The following is a 21,434-nucleotide window of genomic DNA, read 5'->3' on the forward strand; positions in this document are numbered from 1 at the left end:
CTCCCGGCACGCACTCCGCACACTCTGTGAGGCCCCACGCCTCGCCCACCCCCACCAGTACGTGGCATGGAGGAGCGAACCATGAGGCACATCACGCACGGCACCCGCATCTCACGCTTCGCCGGTATCGCGACGCTGGTCGTCGCGGCGGCGTTCACCGGCACCGGCACCGCCCTCGCGCACAGCACCGGCGCCTCGGCCGTCGACCAGAAGGTCGACGGCGTGATGGTGGTCGCCGGCAACAGCTGTAGCTGGACCAACGCGAGCACCAGCGCCGTCCCCCCGAACGCCCTCACCGTCGACCGCTCGACGATCAACACCCCGGGCGGCAACCTGGCCTGTGGCGGCGGCATCGCCGCCACGCTCAACAACAACCCCGCCTTCACCTTCGACGACACCGCCGGCACGGCGCGGACCGACCTGATCGACATCACCGGTAGGCAGAGCTTCATCTCCTGCCGCTACAAGGCGACGGGCATCGTGTGGGACCGCGACGCGACGAGCCGGAAGTACGTCAACCGGGCCTTCACCGCAGCCAAGGCCTCGGGCAGCTTCCTGTGCCCGGGATCGGTCACCACCCCGGCGGGGGACGCGTCCATGCTCTTCCACTGAACCGAGCCCGGCCGCAGCCCGGACCGGGCCGGGCGGACGGGTCCGGTCTCCCCGGCCCCGTCCGCCCGACCCGCAAGAATGTGCGCATGAACCGTCTGCTCCACCTGGACCGCACCCTCGACGAGCTCGACGGACCGCCGTGGCCCCCGCCGCCCTCGCCCACCACCACCCTGGTCACGAAGGTCCACGCCCTGCGCCGCAAACGCCTCGGCGACCTGACCCCGGCCGACCTGCGCACGCTGATCACCCAAGAGGTGGGCCTCCCTTACACATTGCCCCTGGCGGTGCGCCTGCTCCTCGAAGAGCCCTTGCTGGACGCGTACTTCTACCCGGGGGACCTGCTGCTCGCCGCCCTGGGCCGGCCCGAATCGGCCTGGGCGCTCTTCCCCGACCTGCGGGAGGAGCTGGCGGCCGTCGTCGCGGATCTGCCGGAGGAGGAACGGGCTGAGCTCAGGACCTACGGGCTGGCCGGGCGGTGGGGCTGAGCGGCCGGAGCCAGGGCCGTTCGGCACCGGGCACGCGCCGCTCCGCAGCATCACCCGCGTACCCAGCCCACTGAGCCGGTACCCCCGGCGCCGACCTGCGCCGGTGACCGGTCCTACGCGCATCAGCAGCACGTCCGCTCCGCCAGATCGCCGAGCCCGATGACACGTGTGGCTGAACACGCACGCCGGAGGGCAGCGAAGGCCGCGGCGGCGGCGTCGGCAGGCAACAGCCGCAGCGCGGTGGCCGGCTTCGGCGTCGTGATGACGTAGCCCCGTGCCGGGTAGGAGAGATCTCCCCAGGTCCCTCGGGCAGACGGTACTTCCGTCGCCTTCGATCAGCTTCACGGGGCCTGGTGCGCCTCCGTCACGGCACTGAACGATCTGCGGTGCGAGGACTTCGCGCCGGCCCGGGTCTCCGCCAGCACGGAGATCCGGCCCCTGACCGTCTCCCTGATCGGCACCTGGTTCCCGAGGACGCCGGAGACGAGCAGGTCGAGATGACGGCGTCGTCAGTCAACTGGCAGACGCCACCGGGGCACGTTCGTCAAGGACGGGTCGGAGCAACCGGGCCCACACCCGATCCCGGCTCCACTGGACGGCCACCAGTTCCCGCACCCGTTCCAACAACGCCGGCCGCCGTCACCTGCCGTGACCCGGACGGGCCCGGTGGCCTCCGTGGCCGTGAAGAGCGGGCTCCGACGGTCGAACCGGATGGCGGGGGCCCTCGTGTGAGGGTCATGAACACGCCTTCTGCCGGCCTCCGTGCGAGAGCCTCCGAGTACGCACTCCTGCCGCTGCGCCTCTTCCTCGGCGTCACCTTCGTCTACGCCGGTCTGGACAAGCTGACCGACCCGGCGTTCCTGTCCGCCACCGGCGACGGCTCGATCGGCCAGCAGATGGAAGCCGTGCGGGACGCCGCGGGCATCCCCGCGCTGATCGACCTCTCCCTGACCCGACCGGTCGCCTTCGGCATGGCGATCGCCGCCGGCGAGCTGGCCGTCGGACTGGGCGCCCTGGCCGGTCTGCTGACCCGGATCGCGGCTCTCGGCGGTGCGCTGATCTCACTCAGCCTGTGGCTGACCATGAGCTGGTCGACCACCCCGTACTACTTCGGTGCGGACGTGATCTACCTGCTGGCCTGGACTCCGCTGATCCTCGCGGGCGCGCCGCTGCTGTCCCTCGACGCGCTGCTCCACCGGCGGCGCGGTGCCGCCGCCCGGACACGCACCGACTCCGGCCCGACCCCGACGCCCGCCGGATCCCGCGCCGGTGCCCGGCGGGCCCGGGGTCGGGGCCGGGCCCGGGTCAGTCCGTGATCCGCTCCGGCGGCCGGGCCGCCTCCGTCCGAACATGACGGAGCCCCCGCTCCAACCGTCCAGGAGGGGGGGGCTCCGCTCGATCAGGAACGGCTCAGAGGACGCTCTTCGACGCGCTGTCGACGACGCATTCCTTGTACTCGCTGCCGTCGCCCTTGCCGGTGTACGCCGTGGTCGCCTCGGCCTGCTTCGACGTACCCGCCTTGACCGTGAGCTCGGCGACCTTGGCCTGGGTGGGGGTCGCCGCCGAGGCGGTGCTCCCGCGGAACTTCATCGAGATGTTGTACGTGTAGTCCACCGAGCCGCTGTTGGTGACGGTGATCTTGGCGACGAGGTTCTTGCCCGAGGCGTCCATCTTGCACGCGTCGATCTTGATGTCGCGCTCGGCCTTGTTGTTGCCGGACCCGCCGGTGACCGAGGAACTGCCCGAGCTGCTGCCGGTGCTGCCGCTCGTGCTGTCGCTGCCACTGCTGGTGCCGCCGCTGGAGCTGCTGGAACCGCCGGAGCTCGAGCTGGAACTGTGGCTGCTGCCCCCGCAGCTGCCACCGTGGGAGCCACGGGCTCCGGTGAGTGCGAAGATTGCGATACCGAATACGGCTACCGCGCGGACATGGCGAAGCTTCACGTCAACCCCGTTGAAATATCAGTATGCGAGAGCCCGACTTGATGGGCGCATGACACCTTAGCAGCGGATGTGCGGCCCTCGTCCCGACTGCTCGCCGCGTGTCCCGCACGCTGCAACGTGCGGCCCGTCATGTGGGTGTGGACTGCAACCACTTGGGTGCGACCCGGGTCCGACGCCCGTCCGCGTGCACCGTAACAGGGCGGTATGACAATGCGGTCGACGTCCCCGCCCACCGGTGACGCCGAGCATTCGGCCCGAAGTCCCCCGGACGGTCTGCACCTTGGCGCCCATGGGTCGACACGGCGCCGCAGACCCGTTGCAGTCGTACAGGCGGATCCGCAGATCGGTCCGTACGCCAAGGCGCTCCAGGGCGGACGGGTCCGCCCATCGGCGAACCGCCGCCCTGGGTAGGCCATCCTCCTGCGGCGCCGGCCGGCACGGGAGCACCTCCCGAGCGGGTTGGCGGATGCGATCCTTGGGCGGTCCGCCAGCCCGAGCACGGCCATGCCGACCCCGCCCATGATGACGGTGACGCCCGGGTCCGTCTTGCCGCTGGCCCGGAGCCTCGGCGGGCGCGACCGCGAACCACGACAGGGCAGCCGCCACGATCGAGCCGATCACTCCTTCCGCGCACCGGAACCCCCTGCCCGTTCCCTGTCCACCGCTGGGCTCGATCGTCTACCCGGGTTGTGCAGGGCCGGACCGGCGCGGCAGTCCGTCGTGGAACAGGCGACCGGCGAGTGCGCCACCGAAGATGACGACGCCGACGCCGACGAGCCAGGTCTGGATGACGAGGACGGTTCCGAAGGGGCCGTACGTGACGGCGTTGGAAGCGATCAGCGGTGAGAAGACGAGTCGGGAGAAGATCCGCAGCCCGAGCAGCGCGATCATGGTGGCGACCGCCCCGGGAAGGAGAGCGGTCCATGCCACCCGGCCGCCGAGCAACAGCCGCTGGGACCACCAGAAGAACAGGGTGCCGATGGCCACCGTGACGAACCCGCGGGCCGGAGACTCACGCCAGGGCGGTGTGATGGCCGACAAGTACAAGACGCCGACCAGAACGCCGAGCCAGACCACGTGCCGCCATTTGGCCCACCAGCGGGCCGGGGGCAGGTCCCAGATCCTTTCATAGCCGCTCTGCAGCATGGTCCCGAAGGACAGGCCGAACACGGTGAGCACGGCGAGGCCGAATGCCGTCGTGGTCCGCCATGCTTGGCCGGGCAGGGCGAAGAGCCGGTCGATTTCCGCCCGCGCGGCCGGCGACACACCGAGCCCGTCCCCCAGCCATTGTGCGAAGCCCTGCCCGGTGGCGGTGTCCGCCGCGGACACGACGATCAGCAGCGGTACCAGCGTCAGGAACCCCAGCGCCGAGAACCCCAAGGAGCGCTGCCACAGCTCGACGTCCCGGACGCGCCCCCAGTGGTGTCCGGCCCGCGCACGGCGTATCGCGCTGCGCATCCGTCCGACGGGCGACAGCCGACCGGAGCTGCCCGACCCGATCATTTCGCCGGGTCACGCCCGGACGCGTCGTGGCGACCGCTGTTCCGTGACCGGGAGCGATGGGCCGGGGGTGAGGTGACGAGCATGGCCGCTCCAGGTGTCGCTCCCACGATAGGACTCTCCTGTCGGGGAATCCATCGGCGCGGCCTTCGCCCCGGTCGGGCACGTCAGGGCGGTTAGTCCTGCGGTGTCACCACGGTGAAGAGCGCCCCTTCTGGATCGGCGAGGACGATCGACCGGCTCATGCTGGACGTCTGTACGGGAGACGCGGTCCTGCCGCCCAGCCGGATCGCGGCCTCGACCACCGTCTCCAGGTCGGGCACGCGGAAGTGGACGTGCCATCGGGGACGGACCTCGGGGTCCGGTGCCTCTTCGAGCGCGCCGCCGCTGATGCGGGCCACGGTGTCGTGCCCGTGACGCAGGACGACGTGGGCGTGCTCGTAGGAGACCGCGCAGCAGCCGGGACGCGAACCGGCCCAGTCGAGGACCTCCCCGTAGAAGATGGCGGCCGCGAACGCGTCCCGCGTCCGCAGTTCCAGCCAGGCGGGTGCACTCCCACGGCCGACCGACCAGTCGGGGACGACCTCGCCCTGCCAGAAGCCGAAGACGGCCCCGGCGGGGTCCGCCGCCAGGGCGATCCGGCCGGTGCCGAAGGCCACGGGGCCGACCGCCATGGTGGCGCCGCGTTCGAGGATCCGGGCGGCGGTCACGTCGGCGTCCTCGACCGCGAAGTACGGCGTCCACAGCACCGGCGCGCCGGTGCTCCCGGCGAGTGCGCCGATGCCCGCCACGGGCGCCCCGTCGCGGAAGGCGACCATGATGCCGCCGCCGAGGTGGGTGGGGCGGAAGTCCCAGCCGAGCACCCCGGCGTAGAACCGCTGTGTGGATTCGAGATCCCGGGCCAGCAGGCTGACCCAGCACGGGGAACCGAAGATCTCGTGGCTCGAAGTCGACACAGCTGTCAGCCTCATCTGCCGTGGGCGGGGGACGGGACCCTTCCACCGTAGACCGGGCGGCGGCGCTGGGCCGCGAGGCGCGGTTCGAACCGGGCGATGTCCCCCTTCGGCCGCGCGGCGGGCCCCGGGCCGCCAGCTCCCGTGTTTGGCCGACGGCAGGGCGGGCAGCCGCCTGAACACGTAGGGCCCCACGACGGAGGTCCGGCGTGTCGCGGTGCGGTCCGTGACCGGTCGGTCGGGAACGCGACGCGACGGGTCACCCCTACCGGGAGGAGTTGTTTCGCGTGACTGAGCGTGTGTGGAGCTTCCGGCCGGCATCGGGCCACCTGACCTGGGCCGATCTCACCGGGTACACGGTCGAGGCGACCGACGGTCACATCGGGAAGGTCGACAAGCACTCCTACGACGTGGGTGATGCCTACCTGGTCGTCGACACCGGTGTGTGGATCTTCGGCAAGGAGGTGCTCCTCCCGGCGAGCACGGTGTCCCGGATCGACCTGGAGGAGGAGAAGGTCTACGTGAACGCCGACAAGGACCGGATCAAGAACGCCCCCGAGTTCCACCGGCAGAAGCACCTCCTGGACCCCGGCTACCGCGAAGAGGTCGGTAGCTACTACGGCATCACGTGGCTCCCCGGCGAAGGCCCGGTCGGCAGCCACCGCGGATGACGGCCCTGCCCGCGGCGTGGCGGTATTTCCCCTCACCGAAAATCGGCGGGCATGGAACCGATAGAAACGGATTTCTAGGGTAGACGCCTCATGAGAAGCCCCGGCGGATCCAACAGTTCCGCCGAATTCCGAAGCGGGAACGAGGAAATCATGATTGTTGTCGGGCTTATTCTACTGCTCGTCGGATTTCTCACCGGGATCTCCATCCTGTGGACCATCGGGATCATCTTGCTCGTGGTCGGTGCGGTGCTCTGGATCCTGGGCTCGGTCGGGCACGCGGTCGGCGGTCGCCGCCACTACTACTAGACGGTCGGCCCTACGCCGTACGAGCGACGCCGGGGCTCGGAATTCGACCATCGGGATTCCGGTCGGATGAAAGACGTACGCAGTCCCCATTTCTGTTCCAATTCCTCAGGGAGTGATCAGCTGTGTCGGACAAGGAGAAGAGCCGCGCCAAGGCCGAGCAGGCCAAGGGAAAGCTCAAGGAGACAGCAGGGCGCGCGGTGGGCAATGAACGCCTGACCGCGGAGGGCCGTGCCGAGAAGGCCAAGGGCGACGCCCGCCAGGCCAAGGAGAAGATGAAGGACGTCTTCAAGCGCTGACGCGCACCAGCCTCTCTGCGAGGTCCCGCACCCACCACGGGTGCGGGACCTCGGCATGTTCACGGCGGCATCGTCCGTGACGGCGGATGCAGGCAACCGCGATACGTGTGAACGTGAGACGGCAAGGTTTCCGCGGGTGCGTGCGGCATCGGGGCGCTCACCTCGAACGCGGCCACCTGTATCGATCTGAACCAGGGAGCGATGGGCGGCGGCGGAATGCGAAGCGTGGGCGTGGAAGAAGAGCTGTTGCTGGTGGACGCTGCCACCGGTGAGCCGCTGGCCGTCTCGGGCGCGGTCCTGGCGGCGGCGGACCACTGCACGGGGGAGTGCTCCAAGGGCGGGGGAGCGAAGGAGCACGTCTTCGAGAAGGAGCTCCAGAGGGAGCAGGTGGAGTTCGGCACCAAGCCGGTGACGGAGATGGGCGAGCTCCGGGAGGAGATCGTCCGGTGGCGCACGGAGGCGGCCCGGCACGCGGCGTCCGCCGGCGCCCTCGTGGCGGCCCTCGGCACGTCACCCCTGCCCGTGCGGCCCTCGCGCAGCGCCGGCCAGCGGTACGAGTGGATCGCCGAGCAGTTCGGCCTGACCGCGCAGGAGCAGCTCACCTGCGGATGCCACGTCCACGTCTCGGTCGAGTCGGACGAGGAGGGCGTGGCCGTCCTGGACAGGATCCGCCCCTGGCTCGCCGTACTGATCGCGATGAGCGCGAATTCCCCCTTCTGGCAGGGCACGGACAGCGGATACGGAAGCTACCGGAGCCGGGTGTGGAACCGGTTGCCCTCGGCCGGGCCGGTGGACGTCTTCGGGTCCGCCGACCGCTACCACGAACAGGTCCGCACGATGGTGGACACCGGCGTGCTGCACGACGAAAGGATGATCTACTTCGACGCGCGCCTGTCGGCGGTCTACCCCACGGTGGAGATCCGGGTCGCGGACGTGTGCCTGGAGGCGGGGACCACGGTGCTCCTGGCCTCCCTCGTCCGCGCGCTGGTCGAAACGGCCGCCCGGGCCTGGCGGGCCGGGGAGCCGCCCGCCCGGGTCGATACGGGCCTGCTGCGACTGGCCGGCTGGCGGGCCGGGCGGTCAGGGCTGGACGGACCGCTGCTGCACCCCCTGACGATGCGGGAAACCGCTCCCGCCGCCGCCGTACGGGCACTCCACGAGCACGTCCGCCAGGCGCTCGTCGATCACGGCGACCAGGAACGGGTGAGTGCGGAGATCGCCACCCTCCTGGAACGGGGCAACGGAGCCCGCGTCCAACGCGCCTTGCTGGCCGAGCGGGGCGATCTCGCCGGCGTGGTCCTGGGCTGCGCCGACACGACGACGGCCACACCCGCCCTCTGAGGCCGTCCGCCGCTCAGTCGGCCGCGGTGTAGCGAACGCGTGCCCAGAGGGGGAGGACGAACCAGCACAGGAGGTACCAGGCCAGTACGCCCGCGACCAGCCACGGCACGACGGCGTTGTTGGTGGCCACCCGCAACACCAGGAACAGGGCGGACGTGCAGGTGGCCAGGAGCAGGATCAGTCCGGTGAAGGTCAGCCGCGAGGCCCAGGCGACCGCCTCGGGTTTGATCTGGCGGCCCGAGACGATGCGGTGGAAGGAGACCGGGCCGATCAGCGCCCCCGTGGCCAGTGCGCCCAGCACCACGGTCACGATGTAGATCACCTTGTCGGTCTGGGGCAGGGCCTGGAAGTGCGGGGTGAAGGCGACGGTCAGGAGGAAGCCGAAGAGGATCTGCACGCCCGTCTGCGCGACGCGGATCTCCTGGATGAGCTCCTGCCACTGCCGGTCCGCGCGTTCCTCCGCGCTCTCGCTCCGCCCGTTCCGGGCATCCTGCGCCATGAAGCCTCCTCGTGTCCGCCGGGGCCGTCGCGCACGCGGGGGACCGCCGTGCGGCCGTGGCGGACTGCCGGCGGAGCACGCGTACGCAGCGGTGCCCAGGGTAAACGCGCCCGCATGACATGGAGGTACGCACGACGGCGTGGTGAGGTACCGGAGGAATTCGAGGGATCGGAGAACACCGGAAGGTCCGGAGAAGGGACCGCGGCAGCCGGCGGGCGGCAACGCCGTCCGGCACACCCGGCCGTTCGGGCGCTGGCCATGGTGATCGCCTTCGTCGGCACCGTCCTGTTCGGCGCGGCCCTGGCGCGGCTGACGCTCGAACCGTCCGCCGCGTCGGAGGCCCTTGTACACAGCAACGTCCGCCCCGGTCATTCGATCGGCGCCTATCTGGACGGGACGTCGACGATCGAGGCGGTGCGCCAACTGGGCGGGAACCTGCTGCTGGGGCTGCCGTTCGGGGTGCTCCTGCCGGTCCTGCTGCCCCCGGCACGCGGACTGGTGCGGGTCGCCGTGGTGACCGTCGCCCTGATGACCCTGGTGGAGCTCACCCAGGGAGCCCTGATCACCGGACGCGTCTTCGACATCGACGACGTCATCCTCAACACGGCCGGAGCGCTCATCGGGTACTTGTTCATCGGCTTGCGGCTGGGGCGGGCCGTTCACCCGCGCCGCAGGCACTGGTGGCACCGCTGAGCCCGGACGGGTCGTGCAGCGGCCCGGTCGCACCGGATCAGACCTCGCGCCACCGGGCCATCGCCCAGGAGAACGCCCCGAAGAGCATCAGCCCGAGGGCGACCGCGACCAGCAGCCACGGCCCCACCGGCGTCAGGGCGAAGGACCTCAGGGTGTCGTCGGTGCCCTTCGCCTGCGCCGGGTCGAAGCGCACGGCGGCGTACACGACGAAACCGCCGACCGCCGCGAACAGGGCGCCCCGGGCCAGGCCGCCGGTCACCCCGAGAAAGCCGACGGCCGCCCGCCAACGCGCCGAGACCCCGCCCATGGCGAGGTGCTTGCGGAAGCGGCGCCGCGCCGCCTGCACCGCGATGACCGCGCCCGCGAGGGCGATGCCGAGCCCGGCCGCACCCACCAGCCACTGGCCGGCGGGCAGGTCCAGTGCCCGCGCCGTCATGTCACGGGACTGCTGGTCTCCGGAGCGCCCGCCCCCGCCCATCGCGAACGACAGGACGGAGAAGGCGACCGCGACGTAGCAGACGGTCCGGCCCGCCGCGGCCAGCCGCTTCACCGGCTTGTTCCCCTCGGGCCCGGCCGCGCCGAACACCGCCTCCGACAGGCGCCACAGCACCATGCCGACGAGCCCGATGCCCACGGCCCAGACGAGGACGCCGCCGAAGGGCCTTCCCACGAGCTCCTCGAGGGCGCCCTGGCGGTCGGCCTCCCCGCCCCCGGGATCACCCGAGGCCACGCGCAGGGCCAGCATTCCGACCAGTGCGTACAGCACCCCGCGGGCCAGCAGCCCGCAGCGCGCCGTGACCTCCCGGCCCCCGCCACCGCGGGACGCGGCCCGGACGCCGCTGCGTGCCCGGCCGTTCCCCATCGGGGTCAGACCTCGCCCCGCCAGGCGCCCGTCTCGGCTCCGCGGGACTCGATGAACTGCTTGAACCGCTTCAGGTCCCCGGCGACCTGGCGCTTGACGAAGCCGAGCTTGTCGGCGGCGCTCTCGGCCAGCCCCTCGGGCACCCAGTTCATGTGCAGGACGACCTTGGTGGTGGTCGCGTCGATCGGCTGGAAGGTCACCAACCCGGCCTGGCGCGTCTCCCCGCCCACCGTCATCCACGCGACGCGGCGGTCCGGGAACTGCTCGGTGATCTGCGCGTCGAACTCGCGCCGCACGCCGTTCACGTTCGTCACCCAGTGGGTGAGCGTGTCCGTGCGCTGTTCGATGCGTTCGACCCCCTCCATGAAAGCGGGGAACTCCTCGAACTGCGTCCACTGGTTGTAGGCCGTCCGTGCCGGAACGTTGACCTCGACGTACTCCTCCACGTGCGACATGCGTACCCCTTCCGTGTCGTCGGCGGCCCCGCCCCGCGTCCCCGCGAGGGCGGCACCGCCGCCAGGACCCTGTAGGACCGCGGCCGCACGCGGTGCCCGGGGGGAGGGGGCACCGGCGTGCGGCCGCGGATCTCGGCGGGTCGCCGCCCCGCTCGAAACGGCGACCCGCCGACACCTACGCGTCTGGCCCCGAATCGAGGGCTCAAACAGAACCGGGGGAAAGAATTCGTGCCGTGCCGCCTCGGTCTGCTCGCCCGCCGGGTGGTCGGACCACCGTTCCGCAGGCGCCTACCGGTGCCGGGCCAGGCTGTGGAGCAGGACGAGGAGGGCGAACGCGATGACGGCCAGATGGAGCCAGGCGGGGCCGGGCGCCGGGGTCAGGGCCAGGGAGTCGAGCGCGTGGGATGTCATACCGCGCGCCTGCCCCCGTCACGCGGAACGAAGCTCGGGTACGGGGTACGCGGGTGTGGGGCGGCCCGGTGGTACGGGGTACGCGGGTGCGGGGCGGCCCGGTGGTACGGGCGGCCCCGCGCGGCCCGGCCGGGTCACAGACCCGTGGACCTGCCCGAGGTCAGCCGTGACGCCTCGATCTCGGCCCAGACGGCCTTGCCGTCCTCGTGGGTGTGCGTGCCCCAGCGATCGGAGACGCGCTCCACGATGTAGAGGCCGTGGCCGCCGGGCAGGGCGCGCTGCGGGGACGGGTGGCGGCGGGGCGGCGTCGTCGTGCCGTCGAAGACCTCGATCCGCAGGACCTCACCGGCCGAGAGTGCGAGCTCGATGCAACCACCCGCGTGCAGTGACGCGTTGGTCAGCAGCTCGGACACCAGGAGCAGGGCGTCCTCGGACGTCTCGGTCCCGCTCCAGCCCCAGTCGAGCAGGGCCTGGCGCGTGAAGTCGCGGCCCTTGGCCACGGGTCCGCGTACGCCGGCCAGGGCCAGCCGACGGCGCTGCCCCACGACGGAAAGCCCGGCAGGCCTACGATCGCCGGTTTCCGGCCCGATCGTTTCCACTGTGGTCTTCCACCCCCACCGTTGACATTGGTCTCTGTTCGCGGGAACGAACAGGCCCCGTGGGGCCGAGGACACCCCAGTACGCGAGTGACAGTCTAAGGGGACCGCCGGTCGCTCAGAAGGTTGTCATGTGCAGTCTTAGAGCGAAGCCGTCGTCCGCGGCGCGGATCTCCACCAAGTCGCACAGTTGGTGGATCATCCACAGGCCCCGGCCGCCGTCGACCGATGCCAGGGAGGGGCGGCGGCGCCCCGCCAACGGGTCGGCGAGATGACCGCCGTCGCGGATCTCCGCCACGACCTCGGCACCCGCACCCGCACCCGTACCCGCACCCGTACCGGCTCCGGCGGTGCTCCACAGCCGGAGCGCGCCGCTCCCGCCCCCGTGGGCGAGGGAGTTGGCGGCGGCCTCACCGACCGCCAGGACGAGGTCGCCGCGCCGCGCCGCACTCAGTTCCGTGCCGCGGGCGAAGGCCTCGGCGTAGGCACGTACCTCGCTCAGCTGCCCGTAGGTGTAGGCGAGCCAGGGCGCACCGCCGTCGGGCTCGGGCAGTGGGGCGTCGCAGTCGGCGCAGACCGACGGGGCGTCCGCGTAGTCCGGGCTCCGCAGGGCCGTGCCGTCCTCCAGCAGCGTGGGATGCGTACGCCGGGCATCGGACACCACGGCGGCCGGCAGGCCGAGGACGTCGTACGGACACAGGACGGTGGCCGGCCGCCCCGCGAAGGCGGTGTTGATGAGCGCCTCGTGACGCGTGGCCTCCAGCACCTCGGCCCGCGAGCGGCCGGGCCAGATCGGCTCGCCCACGATCCGGGCCGGCCGGCCCGCGTGCCGGTCGGCGAAGTCCTGTAGGGCGGCCAGGATGCGGCCGGGATTGCGGCCCAGGTGCGTCATGTCCGTCCAGGTGACCCCGGTCGTGGTGCCCAGGTCTTCGCGCAGGGCGTCCAGCCGCGGGCCGGGCACGGCCACGAGCACCGGCTCGTCGGCCGCGAGGGCGGCCCGTACGAACCCGCCCACGCCTGCCAGGTAGTCCGCCTGCCCCCGGTAGAAGAGGGCGGGGTGGACGAAGGCCCCGGAGGCGCAGGACGCAGGAAATCGGATCATGCTGCGACCTCCAGCGCGGCGCATTCGTCCGGGAACATCTCCACGAGCTTGCGGAGCGAGTATGGGGGGTGGTGGAGCAGCAGGCGGCGCCCCTGGCCGGTGACGGTGGCGTTGGCCTGCACCAGGGCGGCGACTGCGGCCGTGTCCAGGAAGGCCACGGCGGAGAGGTCGAGATGGACGACCGGACCGGGGATCCGGGTGACGACGCCGAGCGCCGCGCCCAGGACTGCCCGGGTGTCGAGGTCGCAGCTGCCGCTCAGCAGGGCACCGGGCCGGTCGCGCAACGGCCGGGCGGTCAGCGTCGCCGCCGTACCCGTCGCGGCGTTGGCGCTCCGCACGACCGCGTCCGCCCACGTCCCGTCGTCGTAGAGCGCCTGCGCGCCGACGGGCGGGACGAGTGGGCCGGGCGGGACGGGTCCGTCGTGCCGGTGGGGTGAGGGCATGCCCGCTGCCTACACCGAGAGCATTCCGGCGCGCAGCCGGGCCAGGGTCCGCGACAGCAGGCGCGAGACCTGCATCTGCGAGATGCCCAGTTCCGCGCCGATCTCCGCCTGCGTCCTGTCCTCGCCGAAGCGCAGCCGCAGGATCGTCCGGTCGCGTTCGTCCAGTTGCTCCAGCAGGGGCGCGAGGGTGTGGAACTCCTCGAAGAGCTCCATGGCGGGATCGACCTCACCGATCCGGTCCGCCAGCGGACGCGTCGTCCGGCTCGTCGTCGTCGACGGCTCGTCGCCCTCGGCGCAGGTGTCCAGGGAACCGCTCGTGTAGCCGTTCGCGGCGACCAGTCCTTCGACGACCTGTTCCTCGGTCAGTTCGAGGTGCTGGGCGACCTCCTTGACCGTGGGGGAGCGCCCCAGCAACTCGGTCAGCGCCTCCTGGGCCCTGGCGAGCTCCGTACGCCGTTCCTGCAGACGGCGCGGGACGTGCACCGCCCAGGTGGTGTCACGGAAGTAGCGCTTGATCTCGCCGGTGATGTAGGGGAGGGCCAGGGTGGAGAACTCGACCTCGCGTTCGGGCTCGTAGCGGTCGATGGCCTTGATGAGACCGATGGTCCCCACCTGAATGATGTCGTCCATGTCCAGACCCCCGCCCAACACGCGGGAGCGGAAGCGCCGCGCGGCGAACTGAACCAGCGACAGGTTCATCTCGATCAGGGTGTTGCGGGCGTACTGGTACTCGCGGGTGCCCTCTTCCAGGGTGCCGAGCCGTAGGAAGAAGAGCTTCGACAGCTCGCGCGCGTCGGCGGGCGCCATCTCCCGGGCGTCCTTCACCTCGGGCAGTTCCACGTCCTGCCTTGGGGCTTCCGCGGCGCCGGGCACAGCCGGCGCCAGGTGCGCGTCTGTTGCACGAATGGGGCCTGCGACGGTGGCCGAGCGAGACATGGTGGCCGTTCCCTCCCGATTGACTGACGGCTGCTCGGGCGCTTGTGCCCGCACTTGACGCCCTTACACACTCCTCGCGGAAAGTTTTCTGCGCGGCTGCCGCCGATGAGGTGGCGCCGGCCCCCGGATGCGAGCGCCGCGGGGCTCGGCGCCCTCGATCGGCCGGCGAGCAGGCATACTCCCTTCGGAAGCCGTACAGGTGACGATCCGGGGAGGCGGACATGACCGGAGCAGGGGACGCGAACCACCAAGGCGTCGTCGGGGACAGCTACCTGGCCGGAGCCGGGTGGGTGGTGGCCGCGCACGGGGAGCTCGACCAGGACACGCTGGCCCCGCTCCAGGAGGCGCTCGCCTCTGCCGCGGACCAGCACGGGCTGGTGGTCCTGGACGCGGGCTCCATCACCTTCGGAGACTCCTCGTTCCTGAACCTGCTGCTGCGGATGCACCACCTCACCACGCTGCGCATCGCCGCCCCGGGCGAGCAACTCCGCCGTCTCTTCGCCCTGACGGGCGCCGATACGGTCCTCTCCCTCCACCCGAGCGTCGAGGACGCGGTCGGCGGGACGTGACCGGCCGGGCCGCCGTCCGTCACCGTCCGCGCGACCGGGTGATCAGGTGTGCTCCCGTCGACGATAGCCTTCATCACCGGTCGTGCGGCGACGGCGGAACCCCATCACGTCCTGTCCCCGTGCCGGCACGGTCGTTGTCTAGAGTGAGGTTGGCGGATGGCTGAGCGAACGGGCAGGCAGGCACCGGGCGGGTCACCGGCGGTCCCCGGCGAGGACGGGATCGGCGAATCGGAACTGCGCCAGCTGCTGGCCGGCCTGACGGCCGTACGGGACGGGGACTTCCGTACCCGGCTGCCCGATACGGCGGACGGGCTGCTCGGCGAGATCGCCACCGTGTTCAACGGGATGGCCGACCAACTGTCGCTGTTCACGTCCGAGGTGACCCGGGTGGCCCGCGAGGTGGGCACCGAGGGAATGCTCGGCGGCCAGGCGGACGTACCGGGAGTCGGGGGCGCCTGGCTGGACCTCACGGATTCGGTCAACTTCATGGCCGGAAACCTCACGGCCCAAGTGCGCTCCATCGCCCAGGTCGCCACGGCCGTGGCCAAGGGCGACCTCTCGCAGAAGATCAACGTCACCGCGCGCGGGGAGATCCTCGAGCTGAAGGAGACCATCAACACGATGGTCGACCAGCTGTCCGCCTTCTCCGGCGAAGTCACCCGGGTCGCCCGGGAGGTCGGCACCGAGGGGCGGCTCGGCGGTCAGGCGGACGTCAAGGACGTGTCCGGCACCTGGAAGGACCTCACCGAGTCGGTCAACGTCATGGCCGACAACCTGACCGCCCAGGTGCGCTCGATCGCCGAGGTCACCACCGCGGTGGCCCAGGGCGATCTGACGCAGAAGATCCGGGTGGACGCGCGGGGCGAGATCCTCGAGCTGAAGGAGACCATCAACACGATGGTCGACCAGCTCTCCGCGTTCGCCGACGAGGTGACCCGGGTGGCCCGCGAGGTCGGCACCGAGGGCAACCTGGGTGGCCAGGCCACGGTCCGCGGGGTCTCCGGCACGTGGAAGGACCTCACCGACAACGTCAACGTCATGGCGTCCAACCTGACGGGCCAGGTGCGTTCCATCGCCCAGGTGGCCACCGCCGTCGCCCGCGGCGACCTCTCGCAGAAGATCATGGTGGAGGCGAAGGGCGAGGTCGCCGCGCTGGCCGGCGTCATCAACACGATGGTCGACACGCTGTCCGCGTTCGCCGACGAGGTGACCCGGGTGGCCCGGGAGGTCGGCACCGAGGGCCGGCTCGGCGGCCAGGCACAGGTTCCCCACGTCGCGGGCACCTGGAAGGACCTCACCGACAACGTCAACTCCATGGCGAACAACCTCACCGGCCAGGTCCGCAACATCGCGCTCGTCACGACGGCCGTCGCCAACGGCGACCTGTCCAAGAAGATCGACGTGGACGCGCGGGGCGAGATCCTGGAGCTGAAGACCACCATCAACACGATGGTCGACCAGCTCTCCTCCTTCGCCGCCGAGGTCACGCGCGTCGCCCGCGAGGTCGGCAGCGAGGGCCGGCTCGGCGGCCAGGCCGAGGTCGAGGGCGTCTCCGGCACGTGGAAGCGGCTGACCGAGAACGTGAACGAGCTGGCCGGCAACCTCACCCGCCAGGTACGGGCCATCGCCGAGGTCGCCAGCGCGGTCGCCGAGGGCGACCTGACCCGCTCGATCACCGTCGACGCCTCGGGCGAGGTCGCCGAGCTCAAGGACAACATCAACTCCATGGTCGGTTCGCTGCGGGAGAGCACCCGGGCCAATCAGGAGCAGGACTGGCTCAAGTCCAACCTGGCCCGGATCTCCGGCCTGATGCAGGGCCACCGTGACCTCGCCGCCGTCGCGGACCTCGTCATGGACGAACTGACGCCGCTCGTCGCCGCCCAGTACGGGGCCTTCTACCTCGCCGAGGACGGCCCCGCCGGCCCCCTGCTCATCCTGGTCGGCTCCTACGGCCGCCCCGCGGGCACCGACGAGGGCACCGGCTTCGCCCTCGGGGAGTCCCTCGTGGGGCAGGCCGCGCGCAGCCACCGGATCATCGCCACCGACCAGGTCCCCGGCGGCTACGTCATCTCCTCGGGGCTCGGCCACACCACCCCGGGCAGCCTGATCATCCTGCCCATCGTCGTGGAGGACCAGGTCCTCGGGGTGATCGAGCTCGCCTCCTTCTCCGCCTTCACCCCCGTGCACCGGGACTTCCTCGGCCAGTTGATGGAGACCATCGGCGTCAACCTCAACACCATCGTCGCCAACGCCCGTACCGACGAACTCCTGGAAGAGTCCCAGCGGCTGACCGGGGAGCTCCAGGCACGTTCCGAGGAGCTCCAGGTCCAGCAGGTGGAACTGCAGCGCTCCAACGCGGAGCTGGAGGAGAAGGCCGCCCTCCTCGCCAGCCAGAACAGCGACATCGAGGCCAAGAACCTGGAGATCGAACAGGCCCGGCAGGAGCTGGAGGACCGCGCCCGACAGTTGTCGCGCGCCTCCACCTACAAGTCCGAGTTCCTGGCCAACATGAGCCACGAGCTGCGGACCCCGCTCAACAGCCTCCTCATCCTCGCCCAGCTGCTCGCCCAGAACCCGACCCGCAACCTCTCCCCGAAGCAGGTCGAGTACGCGGGCATCATCCACTCGGCGGGCTCGGACCTGTTGCAGCTGATCAACGACATCCTCGACCTCTCGAAGGTCGAGGCGGGGAAGATGGACGTCAACCCCGAGCGGGTCGACCTGCCGCAGCTGCTGGAGTACGTCGACGCCACCTTCCGCCCGCTGACCACGCAGAAGAGCCTCGACTTCACCGTCACCACCGCCCCCGACGCCCCGGCCGACCTGCTCACCGACGACGCCCGCCTGCGCCAGATCCTGCGCAACCTGCTCTCCAACGCGGTGAAGTTCACCGAGCGCGGCGGCGTCGAGCTGCGGATCGAACCCGCGGCGCCGGCCGAGGTCCCCGCCGGGCTCCCCGGCCGCGCGCCCCTGCTCGCCTTCCGGGTACGGGACACCGGCATCGGCATCCCGGAGCAGCAGTTGGAGTCCGTCTTCGGTGCCTTCCAACAGGCCGACGGCACCACCAGCCGCAAATACGGAGGCACCGGGCTCGGGCTCTCCATCAGCCGCGAGATCGCCCAACTCCTCGGTGGTGCCGTCACAGCGGAGAGCACACCGGGCCAGGGCAGCACCTTCACCCTCTACTTGCCGGTCAGCCGGGCGGACTACGAGGAGGGACCCCTCCCCGAGGACGCCGCGGCGGCCCGGCACGCTGCCGCCGCCGGACGTCCCGTACCCGCCGGCGCCGTCGGCGCGGCCGCTCTGGTACCGCCGCAGCGGCGGGCCCGCCGTCTTCTGGTGATCGAGGAGCGTCCCCGCGGCCTGCTCTCCCTCGTCGCCGAGAGCGCCGACCGCGACCTCACCCCCGACCACCTGCCGCCGGGGGGCCACCGCGAGGGCGTCCAGGTGGTCAACGCCACGAGCTCGCGGGAAGCCGCCGCCGCCCTGGCCTCGCACTCCTTCCACTGCGTCGTGCTCGAACTCGACATGCCCGGCGGCGAGGCCCTGCGCTTCCTCGACGCGCTCGACGGAGACCCGGCGCTCTCCTCCCTCCCGGTCCTCGCGCACAACAACCCCCGCCTGCAGAGCGGGCAGGACCGGGCGCTGCGGGACCGGGCCGCGTCGCGCCGGCTGGAACTGCTGTCGAGTCTGGACGAGCTCCGGGAACGCATCGTGCTGCACCTGTCCGCAGAGCGGCCGGGGGACGTGCTGCCCCTCGTCCACGAGGAGGCGCAGGACCGGCAGACCGCCCATCCCCTCGACGACGACCTGGCCGGCCGCACCGTCCTCGTCGTCGACGACGACGCGCGCAACCTGTACGCCCTCAGCGGGGTGCTGGAACTGCACGGTGTTCGCGTCCTCCACGCGGAGGACGGCCGCAAGGGGATCGACGCCCTCGTCCGCAACGAGGGCGTCGACCTGATCCTGATGGACGTGATGATGCCGGAACTGGACGGCTACGCGGCGACCGCCGAGATCCGGCGGATGCCCGCCTATGCGGGGCTGCCCATCATCGCGGTCACCGCCAAGGCGATGCCGGGCGACCGCGAGAAGAGCCTGGCCGCCGGAGCCAGCGACTACGTGACCAAGCCGGTCGACACCGACGACCTCATCGCCCGCGTCCGGCACTGGCTCACCGGATGACCCCCGGCACGCAGCGGCACGACGACGCCCGCCCGCCGGGAACGGCCCCGGTCACGGCCGCGGTCACGGCCGCGGTCACGGCCGCGGGAACGGCCTCGGGAACGGGACCGGTCACGGCTGCGGGAACGGCTGCGGGAACGATCGCCGAGGAGCCGTCCTCGAACCCGGCTCCGCACCATGCGCCCCCACCCCTGGGACGCCTGGTCGCCACCGTCGAACGGCTCCGCCGCGAGGTACGGGCGGCGCACGCCGCCGCGGACGGCAGGGCCCTGATCGAACTGGCCAAGGGCATCCTGATCGGACAGCTGAGCTGCACCCCCGCCGCCGCGGCCCGCCAGCTCGACGACCTGTCCCGCGAGACCGGGTTGTCCGCGCTCGAACTCGCCGCCGACATCGTCAACCAGGCTTCCCGCGACCACGTCAGCGAGGTCGCCGCCGCGTTCGCCCGGCGCACCGGCACGCCGGAACCGGCCGAGGCCACCACGGTCTCCGTGCGGCTGCGCACGGCCGAAAGCGGGGTGCTGGCCGCCGCCGACGACACCCAGGCGGTGGCCGAGTCCCTCCTGACGAACGCCCTCGGGCCCCTGGGCGCGGACGCCGTCGCCGTCTGGAGCGCGGCCCCCGACGGCTCCCTGGCCCTCGCGGGCCACGCCGGCTTCCCGCCCGGGGAAGCCGCGCGCTGGCGCCACGTCCCCCCGGGCGTCTCCACCGTGGCCCGACTCGCCCTGCACGAGCGCCGACTGGTCACCCTCACCCGGCTCCAGCACGACGGACCTCCCTCGATCGGACACCTCCAGCGGCCCGACGGCGGGCGGATGGCCGTACCGGCCGGGACCGGCGGACGGATCCACGGCGTCCTCGAAATCTGCTGGCCGCAGCCCCTGGCACCGCAGCCCCCGCAGATCGAGCGCCAGGTCGAGGCCCTCGCCGAACTGTGCGCCCGCACCATGGACGCCGCGCCCACCGGTGATCCCGGCACGCTCGACGCGGTGCTCCCCGACGTCGCGGAGCTGATCGACCTCTCCGAAGGCCTGCACGACCCCGCCGTGGTCCTCACCCCGGTACTCGACCACGAGGGACGGCTGACCGACTTCCGGATCCGGCACGCCAGCAGCCGGTTCGTCGATCCCGCCGGGCGGCCGCGCGGCGACGTGAACGGCGCGCTGCTGCTGGAGGCCTATCCGATGGCCGGGGGCGAGAGCGGGCTCTTCGACATCGTCGAGCGCGTGCACGCGACGGGCGAGCCCTTCCGCGCCGAACGCATGAGCCTGACCGCGCTCGTCGACCAGATCCCCCTCACCTCGGTCGCGGACATCAGCGTCAGCCGCCACGGGGCAGCCGTCCTGCTGATCTGGCGCGTCGAGGACGAAACGGCACGACTGGCCGACCTCCTCCAGCACGCCCAGCGCCTGGGCCGGATCGGCGGCTTCGAGGAGAACCTCGTCACCGGCGGGATCACCTGGAACGCACAGCTCTACGCGCTGCACGGACTGCCGACCACCGCCCCGCCCGTGCGGCTGCGGGAACTGCCCGGCTACGCCCACCCCGACGACTCCGCCGCCCTGGACCGCTTCCTGCGGGCCGTGCTGCGCTACCGCCGTCCGTCCTCCGTCAACCTGCGCCTGCGCAGGCCGGACGGCATCACCCGGCACATCCGCGTCGTCGCCGAGCCCGTCCTCGACGCGGACCAGCGGCTCCACGCCGTCCGCGGCGCCTACCAGGACATTTCCGCGCAGCACTGGACCGAGGTCGCCCTGGCCGCGACCCGGGACCAACTCGCCCACACCGAGGCCGAATCCGCCGAACGCAACCGCCTCGCCCTGCAACTCCAGCACGCGATCATGCCGCCCACCCCGCCGGCCGTCGAAGCACCCGGACTGCGCGTCGCCGTCCGCTACCGGCCGGCTGAGACCGAGTCCCTCGTCGGCGGCGACTGGTACGACACCGTGGTCCTGCCCTCCGGACTGGTCCTGCTCTCCGTGGGCGACGTCGCCGGACACGGCATCGAGGCGGCCACCGGCATGGTCGTCCTGCGCAACGCGCTCCGCGGCCTCGCCGTGACCGGTGCGGGCCCCGCCCAGTTGCTGTCCTGGCTCAACACGGTCACCCACCACCTCGCCAAGCACGTGACGGCCACCGCCGTCTGCGGGATCTTCGACCCCCGTACCAGGGTGCTGCGATGGGCGCGAGCCGGGCACCTGCCTCCCGTACTCGTCCGCGGCGGCGAGGCCGAAGCCTTCCCGCTCATCGGGGGCCTGCTCCTCGGAGCGCTCCCCGAAGTGACGTACGCCGAGCGGGAGGTGCGGCTCGAACCGGAGGACACCCTGCTGATGTACACGGACGGGCTGGTGGAGCGGCGGGACTCCTCGGTGCAGGACTCGCTCGGCCACCTCATGAACGCGGCGGCCGCCGGGGCCGGAGACCTGGACCGACAGCTGGACCGCCTGCTCGCCGAGAGCCGGTCCGACACGGACGACGACACCTGCGTCATCGGAATCCAGGTCGGCTGAAACGCGCCCCGGAGTCCGGACCTCCGGGGGCGATGCCGGCCGCTGGACCGTGGACGGTGCGCACCGCC

Annotated in this window: 21 protein-coding genes and 2 pseudogenes; 11 read left to right on the plus strand and 12 right to left on the minus strand. The window is 71.7% G+C overall.

The genetic code is table 11. From position 1 onward, the window contains the following. Positions 1 to 81 precede the first annotated feature (81 nt). The 3 genes and pseudogenes from OG594_RS21115 to OG594_RS21125 all read left to right on the plus strand — a co-directional run. On the plus strand, positions 82 to 612 hold the full coding sequence (locus OG594_RS21115; RefSeq protein WP_266601208.1) for a hypothetical protein: 531 nt from the start codon (positions 82 to 84) through the stop codon (positions 610 to 612). A gap of 86 nt (positions 613 to 698) precedes the next feature. Next, the gene (locus OG594_RS21120) at positions 699 to 1,097 is read left to right on the plus strand and encodes a contact-dependent growth inhibition system immunity protein (protein ID WP_266601210.1); all 399 of its coding nucleotides are present in this window, start codon (positions 699 to 701) and stop codon (positions 1,095 to 1,097) included. 737 nt (positions 1,098 to 1,834) lie between these two features. Next, positions 1,835 to 2,302, plus strand: a pseudogene (locus OG594_RS21125) (DoxX family protein); the annotation flags it as partial. Positions 2,303 to 2,507: 205 nt separating this feature from the next. On the opposite strand, the gene OG594_RS21130 reads toward OG594_RS21125, so the two are convergent. From OG594_RS21130 to OG594_RS21145, 4 genes and pseudogenes are all read right to left on the minus strand, one after another. Beyond that, positions 2,508 to 3,038, minus strand: coding sequence for a hypothetical protein (locus OG594_RS21130; RefSeq protein ID WP_266601212.1), 531 nt, complete (start codon positions 3,036 to 3,038; stop codon positions 2,508 to 2,510). 485 nt (positions 3,039 to 3,523) lie between these two features. Beyond that, positions 3,524 to 3,677, minus strand: a pseudogene (locus tag OG594_RS21135) (DUF2975 domain-containing protein); the annotation flags it as partial. A gap of 39 nt (positions 3,678 to 3,716) precedes the next feature. Then, positions 3,717 to 4,496 (minus strand): YhjD/YihY/BrkB family envelope integrity protein, encoded by a 780-nt coding sequence (locus OG594_RS21140; RefSeq protein ID WP_266601214.1) that lies wholly within the window; start codon positions 4,494 to 4,496, stop codon positions 3,717 to 3,719. A gap of 218 nt (positions 4,497 to 4,714) precedes the next feature. Beyond that, positions 4,715 to 5,443: a VOC family protein gene (locus tag OG594_RS21145; RefSeq protein ID WP_266603109.1), complete on the minus strand. Its 729-nt coding sequence runs from the start codon at positions 5,441 to 5,443 to the stop codon at positions 4,715 to 4,717. Positions 5,444 to 5,778: 335 nt separating this feature from the next. Here OG594_RS21145 and OG594_RS21150 point away from each other — a divergent pair, with 335 nt between their 5' ends. The 4 genes from OG594_RS21150 (at position 5,779) to OG594_RS21165 (ending at position 8,105) form a co-directional block, all read left to right on the plus strand. Continuing rightward, positions 5,779 to 6,162 carry a PRC-barrel domain-containing protein gene (locus tag OG594_RS21150; protein ID WP_266601217.1) on the plus strand — a complete coding sequence of 128 codons (384 nt, stop codon included), beginning with the start codon at positions 5,779 to 5,781 and terminating at the stop codon, positions 6,160 to 6,162. Between the two features lie 150 nt (positions 6,163 to 6,312). Continuing rightward, positions 6,313 to 6,468 (plus strand): DUF6131 family protein, encoded by a 156-nt coding sequence (locus tag OG594_RS21155; RefSeq protein ID WP_266601219.1) that lies wholly within the window; start codon positions 6,313 to 6,315, stop codon positions 6,466 to 6,468. A gap of 122 nt (positions 6,469 to 6,590) precedes the next feature. Next, entirely contained in the window at positions 6,591 to 6,764 is a 174-nt protein-coding gene (locus tag OG594_RS21160) for a CsbD family protein (protein WP_078913400.1), read from the plus strand. A gap of 216 nt (positions 6,765 to 6,980) precedes the next feature. After that, positions 6,981 to 8,105: a glutamate--cysteine ligase gene (locus tag OG594_RS21165; RefSeq protein ID WP_266603111.1), complete on the plus strand. Its 1,125-nt coding sequence runs from the start codon at positions 6,981 to 6,983 to the stop codon at positions 8,103 to 8,105. A 13-nt stretch (positions 8,106 to 8,118) separates the two neighbouring features. On the opposite strand, the gene OG594_RS21170 is transcribed toward OG594_RS21165, so the two are convergent. Next, on the minus strand, positions 8,119 to 8,604 hold the full coding sequence (locus OG594_RS21170) for a DUF6328 family protein (RefSeq protein ID WP_266601222.1): 486 nt from the start codon (positions 8,602 to 8,604) through the stop codon (positions 8,119 to 8,121). Positions 8,605 to 8,862: 258 nt separating this feature from the next. Between OG594_RS21170 and OG594_RS21175 the strand changes: the two genes are divergently transcribed. Beyond that, a complete protein-coding gene (locus OG594_RS21175; RefSeq protein WP_266601224.1) occupies positions 8,863 to 9,297 on the plus strand; it encodes a VanZ family protein in 435 nt (144 codons plus the stop codon). A 37-nt stretch (positions 9,298 to 9,334) separates the two neighbouring features. Here the strand turns inward: OG594_RS21175 and OG594_RS21180 are convergent, their stop codons facing one another. The 7 genes from OG594_RS21180 to OG594_RS21210 all read right to left on the minus strand — a co-directional run bounded on the left by OG594_RS21180 (position 9,335) and on the right by OG594_RS21210 (position 13,973). Continuing rightward, positions 9,335 to 10,159 carry a DUF1206 domain-containing protein gene (locus OG594_RS21180; RefSeq protein ID WP_266601226.1) on the minus strand — a complete coding sequence of 275 codons (825 nt, stop codon included), beginning with the start codon at positions 10,157 to 10,159 and terminating at the stop codon, positions 9,335 to 9,337. A gap of 5 nt (positions 10,160 to 10,164) precedes the next feature. Further along, positions 10,165 to 10,614, minus strand: a complete 450-nt coding sequence (locus tag OG594_RS21185) for an SRPBCC family protein (RefSeq protein ID WP_266601228.1) — start codon at positions 10,612 to 10,614, stop codon at positions 10,165 to 10,167. 288 nt (positions 10,615 to 10,902) lie between these two features. Beyond that, on the minus strand, positions 10,903 to 11,025 hold the full coding sequence (locus tag OG594_RS21190; RefSeq protein ID WP_266601230.1) for a hypothetical protein: 123 nt from the start codon (positions 11,023 to 11,025) through the stop codon (positions 10,903 to 10,905). A 134-nt stretch (positions 11,026 to 11,159) separates the two neighbouring features. Continuing rightward, complete coding sequence (locus OG594_RS21195) at positions 11,160 to 11,570, minus strand: ATP-binding protein (RefSeq protein ID WP_266601232.1); 411 nt, start codon at positions 11,568 to 11,570, stop codon at positions 11,160 to 11,162. Positions 11,571 to 11,739: 169 nt separating this feature from the next. Beyond that, positions 11,740 to 12,723, minus strand: coding sequence for a sensor histidine kinase (locus OG594_RS21200; protein WP_266601234.1), 984 nt, complete (start codon positions 12,721 to 12,723; stop codon positions 11,740 to 11,742). Beyond that, positions 12,720 to 13,166 carry a lipid asymmetry maintenance protein MlaB gene (locus OG594_RS21205; RefSeq protein ID WP_266601236.1) on the minus strand — a complete coding sequence of 149 codons (447 nt, stop codon included), beginning with the start codon at positions 13,164 to 13,166 and terminating at the stop codon, positions 12,720 to 12,722. The genes OG594_RS21200 and OG594_RS21205 overlap by 4 nt, the downstream gene beginning before the upstream one ends. A 9-nt stretch (positions 13,167 to 13,175) precedes the next feature. Next, the gene (locus OG594_RS21210) at positions 13,176 to 13,973 is read right to left on the minus strand and encodes a SigB/SigF/SigG family RNA polymerase sigma factor (RefSeq protein ID WP_266603113.1); all 798 of its coding nucleotides are present in this window, start codon (positions 13,971 to 13,973) and stop codon (positions 13,176 to 13,178) included. Positions 13,974 to 14,323: 350 nt separating this feature from the next. On the opposite strand from OG594_RS21210, the gene OG594_RS21215 reads away from it, so the two are divergent. From OG594_RS21215 to OG594_RS21225, 3 genes are all read left to right on the plus strand, one after another. Continuing rightward, positions 14,324 to 14,671, plus strand: a complete 348-nt coding sequence (locus OG594_RS21215; protein WP_266601237.1) for an STAS domain-containing protein — start codon at positions 14,324 to 14,326, stop codon at positions 14,669 to 14,671. A 156-nt stretch (positions 14,672 to 14,827) separates the two neighbouring features. Further along, positions 14,828 to 18,856 carry a HAMP domain-containing protein gene (locus tag OG594_RS21220; RefSeq protein WP_266601239.1) on the plus strand — a complete coding sequence of 1,343 codons (4,029 nt, stop codon included), beginning with the start codon at positions 14,828 to 14,830 and terminating at the stop codon, positions 18,854 to 18,856. Then, positions 18,853 to 21,366, plus strand: coding sequence for a SpoIIE family protein phosphatase (locus OG594_RS21225; protein ID WP_266601241.1), 2,514 nt, complete (start codon positions 18,853 to 18,855; stop codon positions 21,364 to 21,366). The genes OG594_RS21220 and OG594_RS21225 overlap by 4 nt, the downstream gene beginning before the upstream one ends. Positions 21,367 to 21,434 lie beyond the last annotated feature (68 nt).

The sequence above is a fragment of the Streptomyces sp. NBC_01214 genome (genome assembly GCF_026340975.1).
Classification (GTDB): Bacteria; Actinomycetota; Actinomycetes; order Streptomycetales; family Streptomycetaceae; genus Streptomyces.